Origin of the sequence: Hymenobacter metallicola, from assembly GCF_004745645.1 — a bacterium.
Lineage (GTDB): Bacteria > Bacteroidota > Bacteroidia > Cytophagales > Hymenobacteraceae > Hymenobacter > Hymenobacter metallicola.
On sequence record NZ_SRMB01000004.1, the window covers coordinates 464,270 to 484,128 of the forward strand.

Here is a 19,859-nt window from a genome sequence, read left to right on the forward strand (position 1 = left end):
CTAGCAATGCCTGGACTCAACGAACTACAACCGCTCATCAACGGCGTGGCCTATAGCTGGGCCGATATCAACGCTCAGATTCTGGGCAAAACCATGTACGGCATCACGGCCATCTCTTACGAGGATGAGCAGGCGATGGAGGATAACTACGGCGCCGGCATGATGCCTACCAGCCGCGGCTACGGCAAGCTGGAATCCAAAGCCAGCATCACCATTGAGGCTAAGGAATCCGAGCGCCTCGTGGAAGCTGTGCCCAGCGGTCGGATTCAGGACATTCCGCCCTTCCCCATCACGGTGGCCTACGTCAACCCGGCTAACAAAACCGTGACGCACAAGCTCATGAACTGCCAGTTCAAGGGCAACAAGCGGGATGTGAAATCGGGTGACACCAAAATTGAAGTCGAACACACTCTTATCATCTCTCATATCCAGTGGAAGTAAACCTCGAAGCCCTCAAGAAAGAGCACGGCGACATTCACACGCTCACGCTCAACGACAAGGCCGGCAAGGTGGTAGCTACGGCCTACCTCAAAGAGCCGGACCGCAACCAGGTGGCCCGCGCCATGTCGCTGATTGCCCAAACCAAGGTTTTTGAGGCCGGCGAGTTCCTGCTAGAAAACTGCCTCGTTGCTGGTGATGACGCCATCCTCAACACCCCCAAGGTGAAGATGTCGGCTTGCATGCAGGCCGTGCAGCTGGTGGAAATGCTTGACGGGGAGCTTAAAAAAAACTAACGCCGCTGCCCATCGACGAGCGTACGGGCAAAGATGGCCTGCGCAAAGCCGATGCGCTGATTAGCTACTACCTCCATATCCCGCATCCGGAAGCCCTTCCGAATGACGTGTGGCAGGACAAAGCCGGGCAAGCCAACTGGCTGCACCGAATCATTCAAGAACAATAGGTAAGGGGAGCGGCCGCCACGGTGGCTCCCCTTCGCTTTTCCCACCATGGCCAACCTGCTTTCCTACACCCTTAAAATCGTCGACCTGTTCACGGCTCCGCTCCGCAAAGCGGCTGTGGATGGGGAGTCGTCGATGGGCCGCGTGACCCGCGCCGCCCAGCGGGTGCAGGCCGCTACCGGCAAGGCTGGCACGAGTGGGGCCGCCTCGCTGGGTAAACTCAGTCAGGCCGCCCAGGGCGCCGCCGCCAAGGCCGTGCAGATGGGTAGCTCCTTTTCGGCTGCCAATCAGCGTATCCTGAGCACGAGTACCCGCGCTACCAGCAGCTTGAATGCACTGGAGATAAAGCTCAACACGCTCAAGCAGGAACGCCGTGTAGCGCTTAATCTCAACGACCTGGCCCGCGCCAACCGCGCCATTCAGGAAGTGGAGCAGAAGATGGACCAGCTCGAAAACCACGGCCGCCGCAGTGGTGGGGGCTTCGGGCTGGGTGGGCTCATCGGTGGCCTGGCCATTGCCGGCGGTGTCGCTGGCTTGATGGGTGGCGTGCGCGATACGGCCCAGATGCAGGGCATGAATAACGCCATCACCTTTGCCGCCGGCTCGGCTAAGGAAGGCGCTACCACGCTGCAGTTTTTGGACCGCAGCAGTGATAAGCTGGGCCTGAATTTGCTCAGCGCCACCGAGGGCTACCGCACGCTGGCCGGCTCGATGATGGGTACCAAGCTGCAGGGCGAAGGTACCCGGCGCATCTTTCAGCAGGTGGCCACGGCTACCACCGTGATGGGCGCCAGCGGCGAAGACCAAAAGGGCGTTTTTCTGGCGCTAGGCCAGATCATGAGCAAGGGCAAAGTGCAGGCGGAAGAATTGCGCGGCCAGATTGGGGAGCGGATTCCGGGGGCCTTCAAGATTGCCGCCGATGCCATGGGCGTAAGCCAGGCCGCGCTCAACAAAATGATGGACGATGGCAAGCTCACCTCCGACGTGTTCCTGCCTCGTTTCGCCGCCCAGCTGCAGAAAGTATTCGGGCCCGGCCTGGCCAAAGCGGTGAACAGCACCCAGGCCAACTTGAACCGCTTCGATAACGACTGGCTCAAAACCAAAACCATTCTGGTGGAGGCCCTGCTGCCCACGGTGATGGAGCTCATGGCCGGCGTGCGCAGCACGATGGAAGTAGTTCGCGCGGCCACCCGCTTCGTGCAGGAGCATGCCACCGCTTTCAAGCTCCTGGCAACCTTTATCCTGCCAGTAGTAGCGGCCGTGATGGCCTACTCGGCTTACGTGCGCACGGCTGCCATGGTAACCGGTCTGTGGACTACGGCCCAAATGCTGCTCAATGGCGCTATGATGCTGAACCCGGTGGGCTTGGTCATTGCCGGCATTGCCGCGCTGACTGCCGGCATTATTTACGCCTGGAACAAGTTCGAGGGCTTCCGCGGCTTCCTCTACGGCTTTGCCGCTTCGGTCAAGCAGATTTTTAAGGGCATTGGTGATATCGTGATGGGCGCCCTTACCCTCGACCATAAGCGCTTTATCCAGGGGCACCTGGAGCTGCTCAACGTGGCCAAGGCAGCGCGGGGCGGCTATGCGCAGGGTGTGGCGGCTTTCCGGGCTGGCAACGCACCCGGTGCCGGCGGCACTTCTCCCGACCAGCAGATGGCGGCCAGTGGCCCGATGCCTGCCGGTGGTGGCGTGGGCCTGCCCAATGCCAAGGGCAAGAGCGGTGGGGCCACCGGGGCCGGCCGGGGCGTGACCCACATCACCATCAACATTCAGAGCCTGGGCCAAACGACCATTCACTCCACTTCGGTGCGCGAAGGCGTGCAGGAGCAGAAAGAAGCCGTGCGCACGGCCCTGCTCAGCGTGCTCAACGATGCTAACGCCATGACGACCTGATGCAATACAATATCAACCTGCGGGCCCTGGCTGCCGAGGCCTTCGGCTACGCGCCCCTGATTCGCTACGAGCTGCCGGAGGAACCCGAGAAAGAAGGCCCGTCAACCGAACTCTATGGCACGCCCTTGCCGCCCGATTTTGAGGGTACCGGCCTGCTGGGCTTACCCGTCTTCGCCCGGGTGGAGTTCCTAGCCGCCGCCGGCTGGGCCCAGGTGGTGCTCAATGACCCAATCGTAGAAATCAGCCGCGACAAGCTCATCGTGACCACCGAAATACAGGGCCGGGATGGCTCCGTCAAGGAGTTTATCAGCAACGGCGACTATGCCGTGACCATCAAAGGCGTGCTGGCCTCTGACCCCACCGATGGCCGCTACGCCCGGCGCTACCCCACTCGGGAAGTGCAGGCGCTGCAGGCAGTCATCAATGCCAAGGAGGCCATACCCGTAACGGGCCGCCTCTTCAAGCTGCTGGGCATTCGCAACCTGGTGATCAAAGGCCATAGCTGGCCCGCGCTGCCGGGCTTCACCAACCTGCAGGCCTACGAGCTGCGCTGCCTCAGCGACGAGCCCATCGAACTACAAACCGCTTCTCTGCCCGCCCTGGGCTTCGCTTTCTCGCCCACGACCTAATGCTCCGCCTCACCTGCCAACTTACTATCGGGCGCTTTACCCTGGATTTCGTCAACGATATCCAAATCGAAAGCACCTGGCAGCAGCTCACCGACACCTGCTCTATCCGGCTGCCCCGGAAAGCGCTGGTGCTGGGTGGCCAGCTGCTACCCGACGTGCTGAAGGTGGGGGAACGGGTGGAGGTCAAATACGGCTATGATGGCGTGCTGCGCACGGAGTTTGTCGGCTACATCGTGGGCGTGAAGACGGGGCCGCCGGCCGAAATCCAGTGTGAGGATGAAATGTACCTGCTCAAGCGCAAGCCGATTACCCACTCGTGGCGGTCGGTGTCGCTGCAGGGGTTGCTGGAGTACATCCGCAGCCAGGCCGGGCTGAGCTTCGGCATCGAGACGCTGGGTGCGGCCAACCTGGGCAAATTCACCATCAACCAGGCCACTGGGGCCCAGGCCCTCGACGCACTACGCAAGGATTATGGCATCCGCTCCTTTTTCCGGGCGGGGGTGCTCATTGCTGGCGACCCTTACAAGGCCGTGGCCCAGGCCCCGCGCCACTTGCTCACCTTCAGCCGCAACGTCATCAGCAACGATTTGCAGTATGTGCGGGCTCAGGACGTGCGCATCAAGGTGCGGGCCATCAGTCACATCGAGGGCAAGAAAAAGGGCCGCAAGCGCATCGTGAAGGAATTCGGGGACCTGCTCGACGGAGAGCTGCGCACACTCAATTTCGTGGGGGTGGCCGAAGCCGACCTGGAGGCCCGGGCCAAAGCCGAACTAGCCCGCCTGCGCTTCGATGGCTACCGCGGCACGCTGACCACCTTCGGCGCGCCCTACGTGGAGCATGGCGACGTGGTGGTGATTCAGGACCCAGATTACCCGGAGCGGGAAGGGGCCTACGCGGTGGATAAGGTGGTCAAATCATTTGGCGTGGGCGGCAGCCGGCGCGTCATCACACTAGGCCCGAAAGCATGAGCAACCTGAAAGAGCAATTCGAGCGGCTGATGAATGGCCAAATCCCAGTGGCCGTCATCAGCGGCACGGTGGTAGCCGTGCGGCCGGACGAGGATACCTGCGACGTGCAGCCCAACAGCGACGATGCGGTGGTATTCGATGTGGCCCTGCTCAATGGCATTTATCCGGCCGAGGGCGCCGAAGTGCTGATCGGGCTGGTGGAAAACCGGCTCGTCGACACCTTCCTCATCGCAGCCGACAAGGTGACGCACTACCGCCTGGCCACCGAGCAGGAGAATTTCCTCACCTGGGCCCAGGACTTTCTGCAGGCCATCATGCAGCTCACCGTGACCACGCCGGCCGGCCCGAGCGGAGTGCCCATCAACCTACCCGCTTTTCAGCAACTGGCCGAGCGCCTGCCCAATCTCTTTATCAAGTAGCCATGGCTCTGAACACACCCCTATTGAAAACGGCCATTCTAAGCATCCTCGACGACCAGGCCAAGCGCACCGATAACCCCGCCCAGGCCCGCGAGGACTTTGCCCAGCAACTGGCCGAGGCCATCACCGCCCACATCAAAACCGGCCAGGTGCAAACCACCGGTACCGCTGCGGCCCAAACCGGCACTATCCTATGAAGAGCCTCGACATTCTGCTCGACGAGTCGTTCGACCTAGCGGTGTCGGCCCAGGGTGATTTTGTGCTGGGGGAGTCGGAGGCCCAGCACGTGGACTTGCTGCTCCAGAGCCGGCAAGGCGACTGGCGCGAAAATCCGCTCGTGGGCGTCGGCATTGCCCGCTACCTGAAAGCCCCCTACGGCCCGGCGCAGGCCGCGATGCTGGCCCGCGACATCACCATTCAGCTCGAGCGCGACGGGTTGCGGATACTGGAGCTTGACGTGGCAGATCTGGCCGATATCACCCTCAACGCAGAACGGCTATGATCCAGATAAGCGACGGGCAAAGCCTGCTCGATATCTGCCTGCAGGAACTGGGCACGGTGGCCGTGCTGCACGAGTTGGCCTTGGCCAACAGACTGGCCATTACCGAACCACTCCGTGCGGGCCAGCTGCTCGTCGTGCCGGCTAGCATCGCTGCCCGGCCTGACGTGGCCGCCTACTTCGCCGCTCGTCAGCAGCGCATCAATACCAGCCTGGGCAGTGAGCTGGAGGAAGCCGAGCCGGACCCCGTGGACCGCCTGCTCGACTTCGATATCCGAGATTTTTCCAAAAACGATTTCAACTAAGAGTATGTACGCTGACAATATCCGTGACTCCGCTTCGGCGCACATCCGGGCCGGCCAGAGCGACACCTCCGCGGCTGATATGCTCGCCGTTGTCGGTACCGTAGCCGATGCCGTGGAAGCCCTGGAGGGTTTAGCCGAGGGGGCTCAAATTCTGAAGGGCACTGTAGTGCCGGCGGCCGGCCTGGGCAAGAATGGAGACGCCTATATCAATACCGTTACCACAGATTTCTTTCTGAAGGAAAATGACGAGTGGGCATTCCAATTTAAGATGCAGGGTCCCGCCAGCACGGTACCCGGGCCACGTGGCCGGCCTGGTGCCGACAGCACCGTACCCGGGCCCCGGGGGGCAAACAACTACGAGCTGTGGCTTGCCGATGGCAATACCGGTACGCTAAAGCAATACCTGGCTAGCCTGGAGGGCCAAGATGGTGACAATGGCGAAGACGGAGCACCAGGGAACGTCATGCGTTGGGAGAGCTATGCTCCGACGACGGAAGCTGGCAACCCAGGAGATGCCTGGTTTCACAGCATCAGCGAAAGCAAGGTTGCCCTCTACGAGTGCTATACCAGCCTGCAGGGCGCCGTTCTTGAAGGCGACGAGCAGCAGCTTACGTCCCGGTGGCGCAAGCGCTATACCTCCCCTGATGCGGGCGACGCATTGACCGCGGCCAATTTGAGCAACCTCATTACCACCGGTACCGGACTCACGGCGGCTGTTGAGAATGGCAAGCTCAAGATTTCGCTTTCCTCAGTCGTCGTTACCCCGGGCAATACCGCCCCAGTGGTGAGCTTAAGCGCGCCTGTTGCGGGTGCCACGGCCACGGCGGGCACACTACTGAATCTGGTGGCCGTGGCCACCGATGACGTGTCGGTGAGCAGTGTGGACTTTCTCAATGCCGGCGGCGTGGTGCTGGCCCCCGGCACGAAAAACGGCAACCAGTACACGGCCACTATCACGGTACCCAATACGCCGGGCACCTTTGGTATTACAGCCAAGGCAACAGATGGGGCCGGTCTGACTAATACGGCTACGGTCAACATTACCATTCAGGCCGCTACGCCGGCCAACACCGCGCCGGTGGTGAGTATCAGCTCGCCGGCTGCAGGGGCCACCGTTACGGCCGGTACCTCACTGCCTCTGTCGGCCACGGCCACCGATGATGTGTCCGTAAGCAGCGTAGAATTCTATAACGCGGCGGGGGCTTTGCTGGCGCCTGGTGTCAAAAACGGCAACCAGTACACGGCCAGCATCACCGTGCCCAATACGCCCGGCGCATTCATCATCACGGCCAAGGCCCTCGACGGGGCCGGCCTGACCAACACGGCCGCCGTGAGCATCACGATTCAGGCCGCCGTGGCCACGGCGCTACCGGCCCCGCAAAACGTACAGGCTACAGCTATTAGCAGCTCGGCTATTTCGGTAGCCTGGTCCCCTGTGCCCAATGCCACTGGCTACGCACTGGAGGCGGCCCTGACTGCCAATGGCAGTTATACCGAAATCTACCGCAACACCAGCACTAACTACACCCACGGTGGCCTGCCCGCATCGTCACCACGCCATTATCGGGTGAAGGCCCTGGGCACCGGTGCAAACGCGGATTCGCCCTACTCAGTGAAGGTCAACGCCACGACGCAGGCAGTACCCTCGACCTACAACAAAACCATTCTGGCCCTGATCATCAGCCAGAGCAATGGCAGTACGCTGGGACGGATGGACACGCGCCCGGTCGGGCAGTTCGAGACGGAGTACACGGCCATGCAAACGCCGCGCACCCGCGCTTTCCTGTTCAATGAAACGACGCAGGCAATTGAGCCCATCAGCCGCAGCAATGGCCGTTGCTATACCGCTTCGGAGGCCGAGCTAGCGCTGATTGGGGGTGCTGAACTACTGGCTATTGAGTTCGAGAAGCGGAGCACGGGCAAGCTGTTCTACAACAACCGTTGGAAGAACGGCAGCCCGATTACCGATTTCGCCAAAACAGCGCCTGATACCTATTACTACAACAGTGCCGTATCCGCGTCCATTGAAACCAAGGAGGCTTTCGTGGCGGCGGGTGGTCAACTGCTTCCAGAAAACATCAAGCTAGGTATCTGGCAGGGGGAAACCTGGGCTGACCTGGATAACTGGATTCCAACGGCAACGGAGTGGACGGACAACTTCACCGACGACGTGGGGCTGCCCGATGGCTGCGACCTGATTGTAGTGTTGCCCAAAACGCAGACGGATTTCCACAACGTGGCCCAGGCCCGCGTGAACATCGCCCAGTTTGCTGCGACCTATACCCGCCACAACGTGCTGGTATGGGATGCCGAGGGCATGAATCTGCAGGACGAGCCGGAAAAGCACCACTACGACTTCCCCAGCCACGTGCTGCGCGCGCAGCAGATGGTGGCCCTGTGGATGGGAGAAACCATCACCAAAACATGGGTATCTGAGCGGAAAACGGCCTCGTGTGGGGCGGGTACCACGGGCCCCGACGTGGTACGTCAGGCCTTCAGCACGGTGAACTTGGCTGACGCTAACACCAAGGCCCAGACCCTGGCCAACGCGGATCTGCAGTGCGAGGTGGTTGTGTCTGATGCCGACCCGGATTATCCGTACCTGCACGTCCGCAAGCAGGAAATCACGGCCACGCAGGGTATCACGGTAACGAACACCAACACGATTACCGCTACCGGCTTTGTAGGTGGCAACGGGAGCACCCAGCCTCGCTTTGCCAAGCACCGCTACGGCTGGCGGGATAACACCCAGCACCCGATTATTGCCTATCAGCGCTTCAAGCTGGTAGACATTGCTCAGCTCATTGGCCCCGAAACCGATGGCCAGTACGCCAACCAGGGAGTAAACCAATTCCTGTACGGTGCCCGCACCGGTACGCCCAACTACAGCAACGATTTGGAGGATATTCACTTCGGTACTTATGTGAAAGTGAGCAGCTCGGCCGGTCAGGTCGATGTGGGCGCCAATATGTTCACGGTCAACAACAGCCCGGCCTTTGACCCGCGGGCCTTAGTGGGCAAGTACCTGCGCATTGTCTATGAGCAGACCCGCACCATCCTGCTCCTGGAGGGCCCCACCCGCGCCCAGGACGTAGTGTTGTCGGTGGAAAAATATCGGATGGAAACCGGCCCGAGCATTGTGATGACACCCACCATTGCCTGGCTGTGGCAGGGCTGCCGCATTGAAGATATCTGGCTGGCGGCCGTGACGATTGTAGACTTTTCAGCTCCTGTATAATGGCCAGAACGATAACCGAAATTCTAGCTTCCATTCAGCAGGCGCGGGCCAACACGCCCGCCCTAGCTGAATTCAAATCCAACTCGGCCACGTCGCTGATGGGACTCTGGTCTTATATCACGGCTGTCGTGCATTGGGCCCACGAGGTGCTCTGGGACCAACACAAGGCCGACGTAGACGCGACCCTGGCCCGGGCTAAGCCGGGTACGGCGGGCTGGTACGCTGAGCAGGCCTTGCTGTTCCAGGAGGGTGATACGCTCGTAGCCGACGATGCCGGCATTCATTACCTGGCCGGCAGCACGGGGGCGAAAATCATCACCCGAGCCGTAGCCATCGAAAACGAGCTCAGCGGCAAGCTCTTTATTAAGGTGGCCACCGATGGCCCCACGCCGGGCACGCTGGCCGCGCTTACCCCGGCCCAACTCACCCAGGTGCGCGGCTACTTTGACCGAAAAGGCTTTGCCGGCGTACGCAAGGAAGTAGTTAGCCGCGCGGCCGACCGGCTGAAAGTCGAGGCCGAAGTGTACTACGACCCACTCATCAATGTGCCCGCCCTGCAGCTGCTCGTGCAGGCGGCCGTGCAGCGGTACCTGGCCAACCTCGAATTCAATGGCCTAGTATACCTGGCCCGCATCGAGGACGCCATCCAGTCAGTACCTGGTGTGAAAGATGTAAAGCTGGTGCGGGTATCGGCCCGGGCGGGTGCTGGCGCCCCGAAAGTCATTAGTCGGTTTTATGAGACGGAAGCCGGCTACATCGTGACCGACGAGGCCGCCGGTAGTACGCTCGTCGATACCCTCCAATTCCTGCCCCATGCCTAGTTTCTCCGAGCAAATGCCCACCCGTTACCGGGTGAAGGTATTTAGCCTGCTCACCTCCTTACTCCCGTCGCTGCTGCGCCGGCCGAAGATGATAGCCTGGCTGCAGGTGCTGCACACGCCCCTGCTCGACCTCTACGAGCAGTTCGCCCAGCATGTGGCCACAACGGCCACAGAGTTGAGCTACAACGGCCAAACCATGCTGCTGGAAAAGGCCCTGAATGACCGGTTCGACCCAGTGTTTACCCGCATCCGAATTATCAACTCGGATACGGACCTGAGCCCGGTCTACCTCAACTTCGTCAGCGAGCAGCAACCGATGCCGATATCCTACTTCGCTTATGAAGGGGAGCCGCTGCTCTACATGGCCAGCTGGATAGATTTCATGAACCAAACCGGCTTTACCGTGCGGGTGCCGCGGTCTTTGGAAAATCAAGAGGCCCCGCTGCAGGCCCGCATTAAACAATTGAAACTGGCGCTGATTCGCCACCGCATCGTCTACTTCTAGCAACATGAAATATGTAAAGTTTGAATCGGGAGGCCGCCCATGGGCTAACGATGATTTAGATGTACTCCAGGATGAGGTGTACGCCGCCATCCAATCCACGCTGCAGGGGGCACCACCTATGGTGCTTAGCGGGTGCAAGGCTGAGCAGCCAGTGCCCGGCTTCGGTAGCATCAGCCCCGGCTTTATCTGGCTGGCGGGCAATATTCAGCGCTATGACGGAGCGTCCGACGTGACATTTCCGGCTGAAATCATTGCGGGGGAGTATGTCGACACTGATTTCCGCGCCTATCAGACCGGCGGTAGTAAGGCCTGCATGACCGAACGGGAGTTCATCACCCAGCCCGCCGGTACCGCGGCGGCCGACGTGGCCCGCATCACGTTTATTTCCGGGCCAGAGTTGACCTATTGGAAATACATCGAAAGCAAAACTCGCTACGTGGGGGAGGTACAGATGCTGGCCATATTCGACTCTCGCCACTACGACAACACGGGCAAGGGCTGGACGGACCTTGACACCCGGGGCTGGGCGTTGTGCAATGGGCAGAACGGCACAGCCGACCTACGAGAGCGGTTTGTGGTGGGCATGCACCCGCAGGCAAACGACTATAGCCAGCCCGGTAAAACGGGGGGGGCTGCTCAGGTAAAAATCGAGGTTGAGCATATGCCAGCGCACACCCATGACGTGGGCAGGGCAGGTAAGCACCGGCACAAGCAGGAGCGAAACACCAAATCTACTTCCAGCGAGAAGGCCAGTGCTACGCGTTCAGGTAACCCTGAGTTTGACGGTAACTACCTCGATACATCCGAGGCTGGGGAGCACACCCACGAGCTGGCTGAAACCGGGGGGGGACAGCTCCACGAAAACCGGCCGCCCTTTTATGTATTGGCTTTTCGGCAGTGGATAGGGTTTTAAGTAGTAAGGGTGAGAGGCAATGTGTAGCTTTGTTTCTCACCCTTATTCCTTTTATGAAAAAGTTATTTACGCTCCTTCTGTCCTTTACTGCTCTGACTGCTAGCGCTCAGATAACGTTGGAAAAAGAGTATGCAGCTGGCACACTTCGTCTCGACGTAATCAAGCTCTCAACTGGCGCCGTAAAATATGTTACGGCTGAGGATAAATCTCCCACGGTGCGCTTGTACAACTTGGACCACTCGCTTTTTCGGCAGGTTACTTTGCCCACTGCTCTGATTGGTACCGACTTTTACGTGGAAACGATAGCCGATAAGCTGTTCAACCAGGATGCAGCCCTAGAATTTGGGGTAAGTGTGCGCAATGCCACTGATACGAATTCGGCTTACAAGATTATCTCAGAGTCTGGAAGCCTGATTGCAAGCATTGACTCTGTTGCCGGTGTAGAGTTCTACAACACACCTGCAGGCGCTAAAATGTTAGCCGCTCGAAATTTCAACTTGAAGCGGGCCAACGAGGGGGTGCGGGTGTATAACCTGCCAGGCACCTACACGACTCTGAAAGCCACCAACAAACTCGACGAGCTTACCGCCTCCCCCTACCCCAATCCGGCGGCAGAATCCATCCGCCTGCCCTACTCGGTGAAAAAAGGCGAAGTAGCCACCCTCGACGTACTCAGCATGACGGGCCAAGTGGTGAAGTCCTACAAAGTAGACGCCACGTTTGACCACCTGCAGCTCAAAGCCCGGGAGTTGCCCGCCGGCACCTACGTGTACCGGGTGACTTCCGCCACTGGAGCCACGGCCGGAAAGAAGTTTGTGGTAACTCGATAGAGCAAGCCCCAGTAAGGAAAAAGCCTCGACCATCTGGCCGGGGCTTTTTTTTACCTTTCTGTGATGGAATCAAACGCCCGCGTTAAACTTTCTGCTCGAGTCGCTAAGAAAACTGGCGGATACAGCCTTATCGAGATTCGGCCCGGTTTTGATGAAGAACCCTGGCAGATGGAGCTATATCACGAAATAGCCAAGAAGCTCGGCCCAGAGGAAGCGGCGGCATTTGTAGCTGAGCGGTATTTGCTCGACCATCCCACCCAACTGGTGGCGGTAGGGCGGCAGCTCATCACGGCCTTAGTGCTTCAGGTGCTGGCACCTGACAGTGAATAAGAGCACAAATAGACCCGCTTTGTTCTACTACTCTTTTGTGCTTTTTACGCCAATCTGTTGGCAAAACTGTTGGCAAGTCACAAAAAAAGCCCTTCCCGTTGCCGGGAAGGGCTTTTCAGTGGAGCTGCAGGGAGTCGAACCCTGGTCCAGACAAGGAAACCGTCGAGCTTTCTACGTGCGTATCTACGCTTGGATTTTCGTGAAACTCCGGGCGCGCATCAGGCCCGTAGAGTCTCCTTAGATGCAGTTGGTTTTCGCTAGAAAGTCACACCTCCTTCCTAACTATCTTCTACTTACGACGCCCCGAACTCACCCGTGTAAAAGAAAACGGGTGCGGGACGATGACATTACCTAGTACCTAGACTAAGCAGCCATGGCGTAGCTATACTCGCCAGTTATTGTTCGAATGATTTGGTCGCAGAAGATCCATTCAACTCCTGGCACGCTTACTCGCGACTTGCGCAAGCTGTCAATTCCGGTCAGCCCCAAATGGTAAAGAACGATGCCCGCCATGCTCGGCGGGGTGCGAATGTACGCATTCAGGGGTAATAACGTTCTGTTATCTGCAATTTGTTCCCTTCCAAAGACCGTCTTTTCGGGGTATCTTTGCAGGAAGGAGTATGGAAAATTTCGTCGTTTCGGCCCGTAAATACCGTCCTGCCACGTTTAGAAGCGTGGTGGGGCAGCAGCACGTGACTACCACGCTGCAGAATGCCATTACCAGCCAGCACCTGGCCCAGGCCTTCCTGTTTTGCGGCCCCCGGGGCGTGGGCAAGACCACCTGCGCCCGGATTCTGGCCAAGACCATCAACTGCGAATTCGTGGAGCAGCACGTGCGCCAGGGCCGGCCCGTGTCGGAACTGCTGCGCACCCAGCCCGAGCTGGTGCCCACCGCTTTGCAGCAGGCTGCCGACCCCGATAACACTCCGTTCGAGCTCGAAGCCTGCGGACAGTGCCCTTCCTGCCGGGCTTTCCAGGAAAATGCCTCCTTCAATGTGCACGAGCTGGATGCCGCCTCCAACAACTCGGTGGAAGACATCCGCAGCCTGGTAGAGCAAGTACGCTACGCCCCCCAGCAGGGTCGTTTCAAGGTGTACATCATCGACGAGGTGCACATGCTGTCCAACGCGGCTTTCAACGCCTTTCTCAAGACGCTGGAAGAGCCGCCATCCTACGCCATTTTTATCCTGGCTACCACTGAGCGGCACAAGATTATCCCCACGATTCTGTCGCGCTGCCAGATTTTCGACTTCAACCGGATTCGGGTCGACGACATCCGCGGGCACCTGCGCCACGTGGCTACCCAAGAGAAGATTCAGGCCGAAGATGACGCTTTGCACCTGCTGGCCCAGAAAGCCGACGGCGGCCTGCGCGACGCGCTGAGCATGTTCGACCAGATGGTGACCTTCTCGGGCCACAATCTGACCTACAAGGATGTGGTGCAGAACCTGCACATTCTCGACTACGAGTACTACTTCCGCCTCATCGACGCCCTGCTAGGCGAAAACCTGTCGCAGACCCTGCTGCTGCTCGACGAGGTGATGCAGAACGGCTTCGACCTGCACAACTTCGTGGTGGGCACTGCCGAGCACCTGCGCGGCCTGCTCGTGTGCAAGGATCAGGTGACGGTGCAGCTGCTGGAAGTGTCGGAGGGCATTCGGGTGCGCTACGTGCAGCAGGCCCAGGCCGCCCCGCTGGCCTTTCTGCTCTCGGCCCTGAACCTGGTGAGCCAGTGCGACCGGGAATTCAAGCAGGCTAAAAACCAGCGCCTCCACGTGGAGCTCATGCTGATGAAGCTGGCCTACCTTAATGGGGCGGTACAGTTCGCCCGTGACATGAGCCCTTCGTCCTCCAACGGCGAGGCTAAAAAAAAAACTAGTGTAGCGCCCGTTGCGGCTACATCGAACGGCTCAGCAACTCCGGCTCCTGCGGTAAAGGAGACTTTCCACGTGGCCCCGGCCGTGAACGGCACACCCGCGCCCACCCTGAACGGGGCGCCCCGGGCCGTAGCGGCAGCCATTACCCAAACCACGCCCCCCCCTCCGGTTTCGGCCACGGTAGCGCCGCCCGTCGTGTCGGCTCCCGCCGACCCGGAGCCCATTGTGCCCATCGAAAGCGGCATTGAGGAGCTGCACGACACGCCTAGCATCGAGGAGCCGGAAGTGGTGGAGCCCGTCCGTCAGTTTCGCGACACCACGCCGCACGTGGAAATCGGGGCGCCCAGCTTCGAGGGCCACGAGCCGGAAGGTCCGCGCCGCATTGCCCCCGTGCTCAAGCCGCTCAATCCCGCCGCCAAACTTATTCCGAGCCTGAAGGACCTTAAGGCGCAGGTGGCCCAGCAGGTATCGGCCAGCCAGGCCGGGCCGGCGGTGGTGGAGGAAGAGGTTACGGGCCCCGTCGCGGGCTTGCCGGCCATCGACGAGGAAAAGCTGCTCCAGGTCTGGAACGAAATCAAGGAGTCACGCAGAGCGGAGCGCATGACCGAGTACGTACTGCTGAACCGGCCCATGCTGGTCGATGAGCAGCACGTTATTCACCTCACCGTCGACAACCCCGTGCAGCTCGACCAGTTCAACGACTTCCGGGCCGAGCTGCTCACCGAGCTGCGCCGCCGCACCGGCTACCGCCACCTCAATGTGCAGGTGGTGCTGGCCGAAAAAGCCCCCGCTGGCCGCATGCTCTACACCTCGGCCGACAAATTCGAGTACCTCTCCGAAAAATTCCCGGTGTTGCTCACCATGAAGCAGCGCCTGGGCCTGGATACCGACTAACAAGTAGAGCCAGCCAGTAGTAGCGCGAACGTTGTAGTGCGCGTGCCCCGCGCCGTTTCCACGGTTGTCGTTCCGGCACGCGCACTACAACGTTCGCGCTACTAGCGTTTTAGCCCGTTCTGATCTACCCCACTTATTTCGGCGCCACCGCGGCGGCCAAGCCCCGCACGCAGCCTGCTGCCGACTTACTCTTTCCTACCCCAAACCAGGCGCCCTTACATACTAATTATTCCGGACTTTGCGCCCAACTTAAAATATGCTCATAATCAATCCAATAGCGCATTGTGTTTTTAATTGCAATACCGGCCGCCTATCTTTGAAACCTTGTCCTTACGCCTCGCTTTCTGCCCTGGGAATTTCGTGAAAAAACCCTTTCTGCTACTATTTCCAGCCATTGCGGCACTTGGCCTTACCACCCAGTGCCAGACGAGCAAGCCCGCCGCCACCACGGCGGCTACCACCGCTCCGACCCCAACGGCTCAAGCTCAGCAGAAGGAATACAAGTACGAAACCGTGGAGGGCGACCCGCTCAAGGCTCGCATCTACACCCTGGATAACGGCCTGACCGTGTACCTGTCGGACTACGACGACGCGCCCCGCATCCAGACTTACCTGGCCGTGCGCGCCGGTTCCAAAAACGACCCCAGCACCGCCACCGGCCTGGCCCATTACCTGGAGCACATGGTGTTCAAGGGCACCTCGAAGCTGGGTACCCAGAATTGGGCCGCCGAAAAGCCCGAGCTCGACAAGATTGAGGCCCTCTACGAAGTGTACCGCTCGAAAACCGACCCGGCCGAGCGCAAAAAACTCTACCACCAGATCGACTCGATTTCGAGCGTGGCGGCCAAGTACGCCGTAGCCAACGAGTACGACAAGGTGATGGGCGCCATCGGCTCCAAGGGCTCCAACGCTTACACCTCGGTCGAGCAGACGGTGTACCAGGAGGATATTCCCTCGAACCAACTCGAAAAGTGGGCCGCCATTCAGAGTGAGCGGCTGGGCGAATTGGTGCCCCGCCTGTTTCACACAGAATTAGAAGCCGTGTACGAGGAGAAAAACCGGGGCCTCGACAACGACTTCTCGAAGGAATACGAGGCGCTGAACGCCAGCCTGTACCGCCAGCACCAATACGGGACCCAGACGACCATCGGGACCATTCAGCACCTGCAAAACCCGTCGATTACCGAAATCAAGAAGTATTTCGGTCAGTACTACGTGCCCAACAACGTGGCCCTGTGCCTCTCCGGCGACCTGGACTACGACCAGACCATCCGCCTCATCGACCAGTACTTTGGCAAGCTGCAAAGCAAGCCGGTGCCGGCTTTTGTGGCCGCCCAGGAAGCGCCCATTACGGCGCCCGTGGTCAAGGAAGTCGTGGGCCCCGATGCCGAAAACGTGATGCTCGGCTTCCGCTTCCCCGGTGCCGCCACCCACGACGCGCTGGTGCTGCGCATGATCGACAAGATTCTGACCAACGGCCAGGCTGGTTTGATTGATTTGAACCTGAACCAGCAGCAGCGCGTGTTGCAGGCCGCCTCGTTCACGGATATCAACAACGACTACTCCTCCCACGTGCTCTACGCCACCCCGCGCCAGGGCCAGACCCTGCCCCAGGTGCGCGACCTGCTGCTGGGCCAGCTGGAGCTCGTGAAAAAGGGCAGCTTCCCCGACTGGCTGATTCCGGCCATCATCAACAACGAGAAGCTGCAGCGCACCAAGAGCTACGAAAGCAACGAGGCCCGGGCCGGCGCCTTCGTGGCCGCCTTTGTCTCGCGCCAGAGCTGGAAAGACGTGCTCCAGCAGTACGAGGACTTCGGCAAAATCACCAAGGAAGAGGTGCTGCGCGTGGCCAACCAGTACTACGGCCCCGGCTACGCCCTGATTTACAAGAAAACCGGCAAGGACACGAGCACGCCCAAAGTGGTGAAGCCCGCCATTACGCCCGTGCCCGTGAACCGCGAAGTAGCCTCCGGCTTCTACAAGGAAGTGGTGAGCAAGCCCAGCCCCGAGCTTCAGCCGGTGTTCGTGGATTACAAAAAGGATATTCAGGAGTTCAAGCTCGCCTCGGGCGTGCCGGTGTACTACACCCGCAACACCGAAAACGAGCTGTTCAACCTCTACTACATCCTGGACCTGGGCACCAACAACGACCCCAAGCTGGGTTTGGCCGCCGACTACCTCCAGTACCTGGGCACCGACAAGTTCACGGCCGCCCAATTGCAGCAGGAGTTCTACAAGTTGGGCTGCTCCTTCGGCGTATCCAGCGGGCAGGACCGGGTCTACGTCAGCCTCAGTGGCCTCGACAGCAACTTCGAGCCGGCTTTGCAGCTGTTTGAAAGCCTGCTGGCCAACCCCAAGCCCGATGCCAAGGCGCTGAAGGACATGGTGGACGGGGTGCTCAAGGCTCGCAAGGATGCCAAGCTCAACAAGCAGGTGATTCTGACCCAGGCCATGCTGAGCTACGCCAAGTACGGCCCCAAAAACCCCTTCACCAGCCAGCTGAGCGAGAAAGAGCTGCGCGCCCTGAAGCCCACGGACCTTACCGCCCTGACCAAGAAGCTGACCAGCTACCAGCACCGGGTGCTGTACTATGGCCCGCGAGCCATTGAGTCTGGTCCAAATAAGGCGGCTCAAGCGCAAGTTTTACGCGACCATCACGGTATTGTTCCAACTGACAAAGGCGTAGCGGAAACGCTGAATACCCTGCACCAGACGCCCGCCAAGCTCACGCCCGTGCCGGCCAACAAGGACTTTGCCGAGCAGCCGCTTAAGGACCGCAAAGTGTACTGGGTCGACTACAATATGGTGCAGGCCGAAATCCTGTTCCTGACCCGCGGCGACGTCTACGACAAGGCTCTGGTGCCCACCGTGAGCCTCTACAACGAGTACTTCGGCGGCGGCATGGGCAGCATCGTGTTTCAGGAGCTGCGCGAATCCAAGGCCTTGGCCTACTCCGCCTCCTCCCGCTACGCCAACGCCGACAAGCTGGGCCGCTCCAACTACAACCTGAGCTACATCGGCACCCAGAGCGACAAACTCGGCGAGGCCATGGCCGGCATGGAAACCCTGCTCAACGACCTGCCCGTGGCCGAAGCCAACCTGCAGATTGCCAAGCAAAGCATCCGCAACAGCATCGCCACCGAGCGCATCACCAAGTCCGACATCCTCTTCAGCTACGAGCGCGCCAAGCGCCTGGGCTTGGACTACGACCTGCGCCGCGACGTGTACGAGCAAACCCAGAACATGAGCTTCGACGACTTGAAGAAGTTTCAGCAAGCCAAAGTAAAGGGCCAAAGCCAGACCATCCTGGTCATTGGCTCCAAAGACCGTCTCAATTTCAAGGAGCTAGCCAAGTACGGCCAGGTCCAGCAACTCACGCTGAAAGAGATTTTCGGCTATTAAAAAGCATTCGTTATGTCTTTTCGTCTGTCATGCTGAGCTTGTCGAAGCATGACGACCTAGAAAGCTAAGGCAGGCGGGTTTATTACCTCTAACAACAACTTAAACACCCTAAATAACTGTCAATTCGCAACTGACAACTTTTAACAATGGCAGAGAACAAAATCACCATCAAAGGCGGTAAGCTGAGCGTACCGGATCAACCCGTAATTCCTTTCATTGAGGGCGATGGTACCGGTCCGGACATTTGGGCCGCTTCCGTGCGCGTATTCGACGCCGCAGTAGAAAAGGCTTACGGTGGCTCGCGCAAGCTGGTGTGGAAAGAGGTGCTGGCGGGCGAGAAGTCGTTCAAGCAAACCGGCAACTGGCTGCCCAACGAAACCCTGGATGCCTTCCGCGAATACCTGGTGGGCATCAAAGGCCCCCTGACTACGCCCGTGGGCGGCGGTATCCGCTCCCTGAACGTGGCCCTGCGCCAGGAGCTGGACCTCTACGCTTGCCTGCGCCCCGTGCGTTGGTTTGAAGGCGTGCCTTCGCCCGTGAAGCAGCCCAACCTGACCGACATGGTGATCTTCCGCGAGAACACCGAGGACATCTACGCCGGCATCGAGTACATGAACGGCACGCCCCAGGCTCAGAAAATGCTGGAATTCCTGCAGGACGAGATGGGCGTGAAGAAAATCCGCTTCCCCGAGTCGTCCTCGTTCGGCATCAAGCCCGTCTCGAAGGAAGGCACCGAGCGCCTCGTACGCGCCGCCATCGAGTACGCCCTGACCCACAAGAAGCCTTCGGTGACCATCGTGCACAAAGGCAACATCATGAAGTTCACCGAGGGTGCCTTCAAAACCTGGGGCTACGAGCTGGCCGAGCGCGAGTTCGGCGACCGGGTATTCACCTGGGCTCAGTACGATAAGATCGTGGCTAAGCAGGGCCAGGAGGTAGCCGATGCCCAGCAGAAGGCGGCCCTGGAAAGCGGCAAGCTGCTCATCAAGGACAGCATCGCCGATGCCTTCCTGCAGCAGATCCTGCTCCGCCCCGCCGAGTACTCGGTTATTGCCACCCTGAACCTGAACGGCGACTATATCTCCGACGCCCTGGCTGCCATCGTAGGTGGTATCGGCATTGCGCCCGGTGCCAACATCAACTACATGACCGGCCACGCCATCTTCGAAGCGACCCACGGCACGGCTCCCAAGTACGCCGGCCTCGACAAGGTTAACCCCGGCTCGGTGATTCTCTCCGGCGCCATGATGCTCGAGCACCTGGGCTGGCAGGAAGCCGCCGACCTGATCTACAAAGGCCTCGAAGCTTCCATCGCCGCCAAGCGCGTCACCTACGACTTCGAACGCCTCATGGAAGGCGCTACCCTGCTGAAATGCTCGGAGTTCGGCGACGAGATTATCGCCCGGATGTAGTAGCTTGGCAGTAGCCAATTAA

19 protein-coding genes and 1 other RNA gene are annotated in these 19,859 nt (G+C 59.7%); 18 read left to right on the forward strand and 2 right to left on the reverse strand.

The features are described from left to right. Positions 1-6: 6 nt before the first annotated feature. Positions 7-441: a hypothetical protein gene (locus E5K02_RS20380; protein ID WP_135397369.1), complete on the forward strand. Its 435-nt coding sequence runs from the start codon at positions 7-9 to the stop codon at positions 439-441. Beyond that, positions 432-734 (forward strand): hypothetical protein, encoded by a 303-nt coding sequence (locus tag E5K02_RS20385; protein WP_135397371.1) that lies wholly within the window; start codon positions 432-434, stop codon positions 732-734. Before E5K02_RS20380 ends, E5K02_RS20385 begins: the two co-directional genes overlap by 10 nt. Here the strand turns inward: E5K02_RS20385 and E5K02_RS25655 are convergent. Then, complete coding sequence (locus tag E5K02_RS25655; RefSeq protein WP_167856511.1) at positions 731-892, reverse strand: hypothetical protein; 162 nt, start codon at positions 890-892, stop codon at positions 731-733. The two genes, E5K02_RS20385 and E5K02_RS25655, sit on opposite strands and share 4 nt — an antisense overlap. A 55-nt stretch (positions 893-947) precedes the next feature. Here E5K02_RS25655 and E5K02_RS20390 point away from each other — a divergent pair, with 55 nt between their 5' ends. The 13 genes from E5K02_RS20390 (at position 948) to E5K02_RS20450 (ending at position 12,252) form a co-directional block, all read left to right on the forward strand. Continuing rightward, positions 948-2,795 carry a tape measure protein gene (locus E5K02_RS20390; RefSeq protein ID WP_135397373.1) on the forward strand — a complete coding sequence of 616 codons (1,848 nt, stop codon included), beginning with the start codon at positions 948-950 and terminating at the stop codon, positions 2,793-2,795. Next, positions 2,795-3,424 (forward strand): DUF6046 domain-containing protein, encoded by a 630-nt coding sequence (locus E5K02_RS20395; protein ID WP_135397375.1) that lies wholly within the window; start codon positions 2,795-2,797, stop codon positions 3,422-3,424. The genes E5K02_RS20390 and E5K02_RS20395 overlap by 1 nt, the downstream gene beginning before the upstream one ends. After that, complete coding sequence (locus E5K02_RS20400) at positions 3,424-4,392, forward strand: hypothetical protein (protein WP_135397377.1); 969 nt, start codon at positions 3,424-3,426, stop codon at positions 4,390-4,392. The genes E5K02_RS20395 and E5K02_RS20400 overlap by 1 nt, the downstream gene beginning before the upstream one ends. Next, on the forward strand, positions 4,389-4,811 hold the full coding sequence (locus E5K02_RS20405; protein WP_135397379.1) for a hypothetical protein: 423 nt from the start codon (positions 4,389-4,391) through the stop codon (positions 4,809-4,811). Before E5K02_RS20400 ends, E5K02_RS20405 begins: the two co-directional genes overlap by 4 nt. Positions 4,812-4,813: 2 nt before the next feature. Beyond that, positions 4,814-5,008 (forward strand): hypothetical protein, encoded by a 195-nt coding sequence (locus E5K02_RS20410; protein WP_135397381.1) that lies wholly within the window; start codon positions 4,814-4,816, stop codon positions 5,006-5,008. Beyond that, positions 5,005-5,313 carry a hypothetical protein gene (locus E5K02_RS20415; RefSeq protein WP_135397383.1) on the forward strand — a complete coding sequence of 103 codons (309 nt, stop codon included), beginning with the start codon at positions 5,005-5,007 and terminating at the stop codon, positions 5,311-5,313. The genes E5K02_RS20410 and E5K02_RS20415 overlap by 4 nt, the downstream gene beginning before the upstream one ends. Next, entirely contained in the window at positions 5,310-5,615 is a 306-nt protein-coding gene (locus tag E5K02_RS20420; protein ID WP_135397385.1) for a hypothetical protein, read from the forward strand. Before E5K02_RS20415 ends, E5K02_RS20420 begins: the two co-directional genes overlap by 4 nt. A gap of 4 nt (positions 5,616-5,619) precedes the next feature. Continuing rightward, entirely contained in the window at positions 5,620-8,853 is a 3,234-nt protein-coding gene (locus E5K02_RS20425; protein ID WP_135397386.1) for an Ig-like domain-containing protein, read from the forward strand. Then, positions 8,853-9,674, forward strand: a complete 822-nt coding sequence (locus E5K02_RS20430; protein WP_135397388.1) for a baseplate J/gp47 family protein — start codon at positions 8,853-8,855, stop codon at positions 9,672-9,674. The genes E5K02_RS20425 and E5K02_RS20430 overlap by 1 nt, the downstream gene beginning before the upstream one ends. Next, on the forward strand, positions 9,667-10,179 hold the full coding sequence (locus tag E5K02_RS20435) for a hypothetical protein (protein ID WP_135397390.1): 513 nt from the start codon (positions 9,667-9,669) through the stop codon (positions 10,177-10,179). Before E5K02_RS20430 ends, E5K02_RS20435 begins: the two co-directional genes overlap by 8 nt. Positions 10,180-10,183: 4 nt before the next feature. After that, positions 10,184-11,092 carry a hypothetical protein gene (locus E5K02_RS20440; protein ID WP_135397392.1) on the forward strand — a complete coding sequence of 303 codons (909 nt, stop codon included), beginning with the start codon at positions 10,184-10,186 and terminating at the stop codon, positions 11,090-11,092. A 53-nt stretch (positions 11,093-11,145) separates the two neighbouring features. After that, positions 11,146-11,922: a T9SS type A sorting domain-containing protein gene (locus tag E5K02_RS20445; RefSeq protein ID WP_135397394.1), complete on the forward strand. Its 777-nt coding sequence runs from the start codon at positions 11,146-11,148 to the stop codon at positions 11,920-11,922. Positions 11,923-11,985: 63 nt separating this feature from the next. After that, positions 11,986-12,252 carry a hypothetical protein gene (locus E5K02_RS20450; RefSeq protein WP_135397396.1) on the forward strand — a complete coding sequence of 89 codons (267 nt, stop codon included), beginning with the start codon at positions 11,986-11,988 and terminating at the stop codon, positions 12,250-12,252. A gap of 116 nt (positions 12,253-12,368) precedes the next feature. On the opposite strand, the gene ssrA is transcribed toward E5K02_RS20450, so the two are convergent. Beyond that, positions 12,369-12,739, reverse strand: a transfer-messenger RNA (tmRNA) gene (gene ssrA / locus E5K02_RS20455). A 133-nt stretch (positions 12,740-12,872) separates the two neighbouring features. Here ssrA and dnaX point away from each other — a divergent pair. From dnaX to icd, 3 genes are all read left to right on the forward strand, one after another. Then, the gene (gene dnaX, locus E5K02_RS20460) at positions 12,873-15,023 is read left to right on the forward strand and encodes a DNA polymerase III subunit gamma/tau (RefSeq protein ID WP_135397398.1); all 2,151 of its coding nucleotides are present in this window, start codon (positions 12,873-12,875) and stop codon (positions 15,021-15,023) included. Positions 15,024-15,383: 360 nt separating this feature from the next. Next, complete coding sequence (locus E5K02_RS20465) at positions 15,384-18,425, forward strand: M16 family metallopeptidase (RefSeq protein ID WP_240737375.1); 3,042 nt, start codon at positions 15,384-15,386, stop codon at positions 18,423-18,425. Positions 18,426-18,571: 146 nt separating this feature from the next. Continuing rightward, the gene (icd, locus tag E5K02_RS20470; RefSeq protein ID WP_135397400.1) at positions 18,572-19,837 is read left to right on the forward strand and encodes an NADP-dependent isocitrate dehydrogenase; all 1,266 of its coding nucleotides are present in this window, start codon (positions 18,572-18,574) and stop codon (positions 19,835-19,837) included. Positions 19,838-19,859 lie beyond the last annotated feature (22 nt).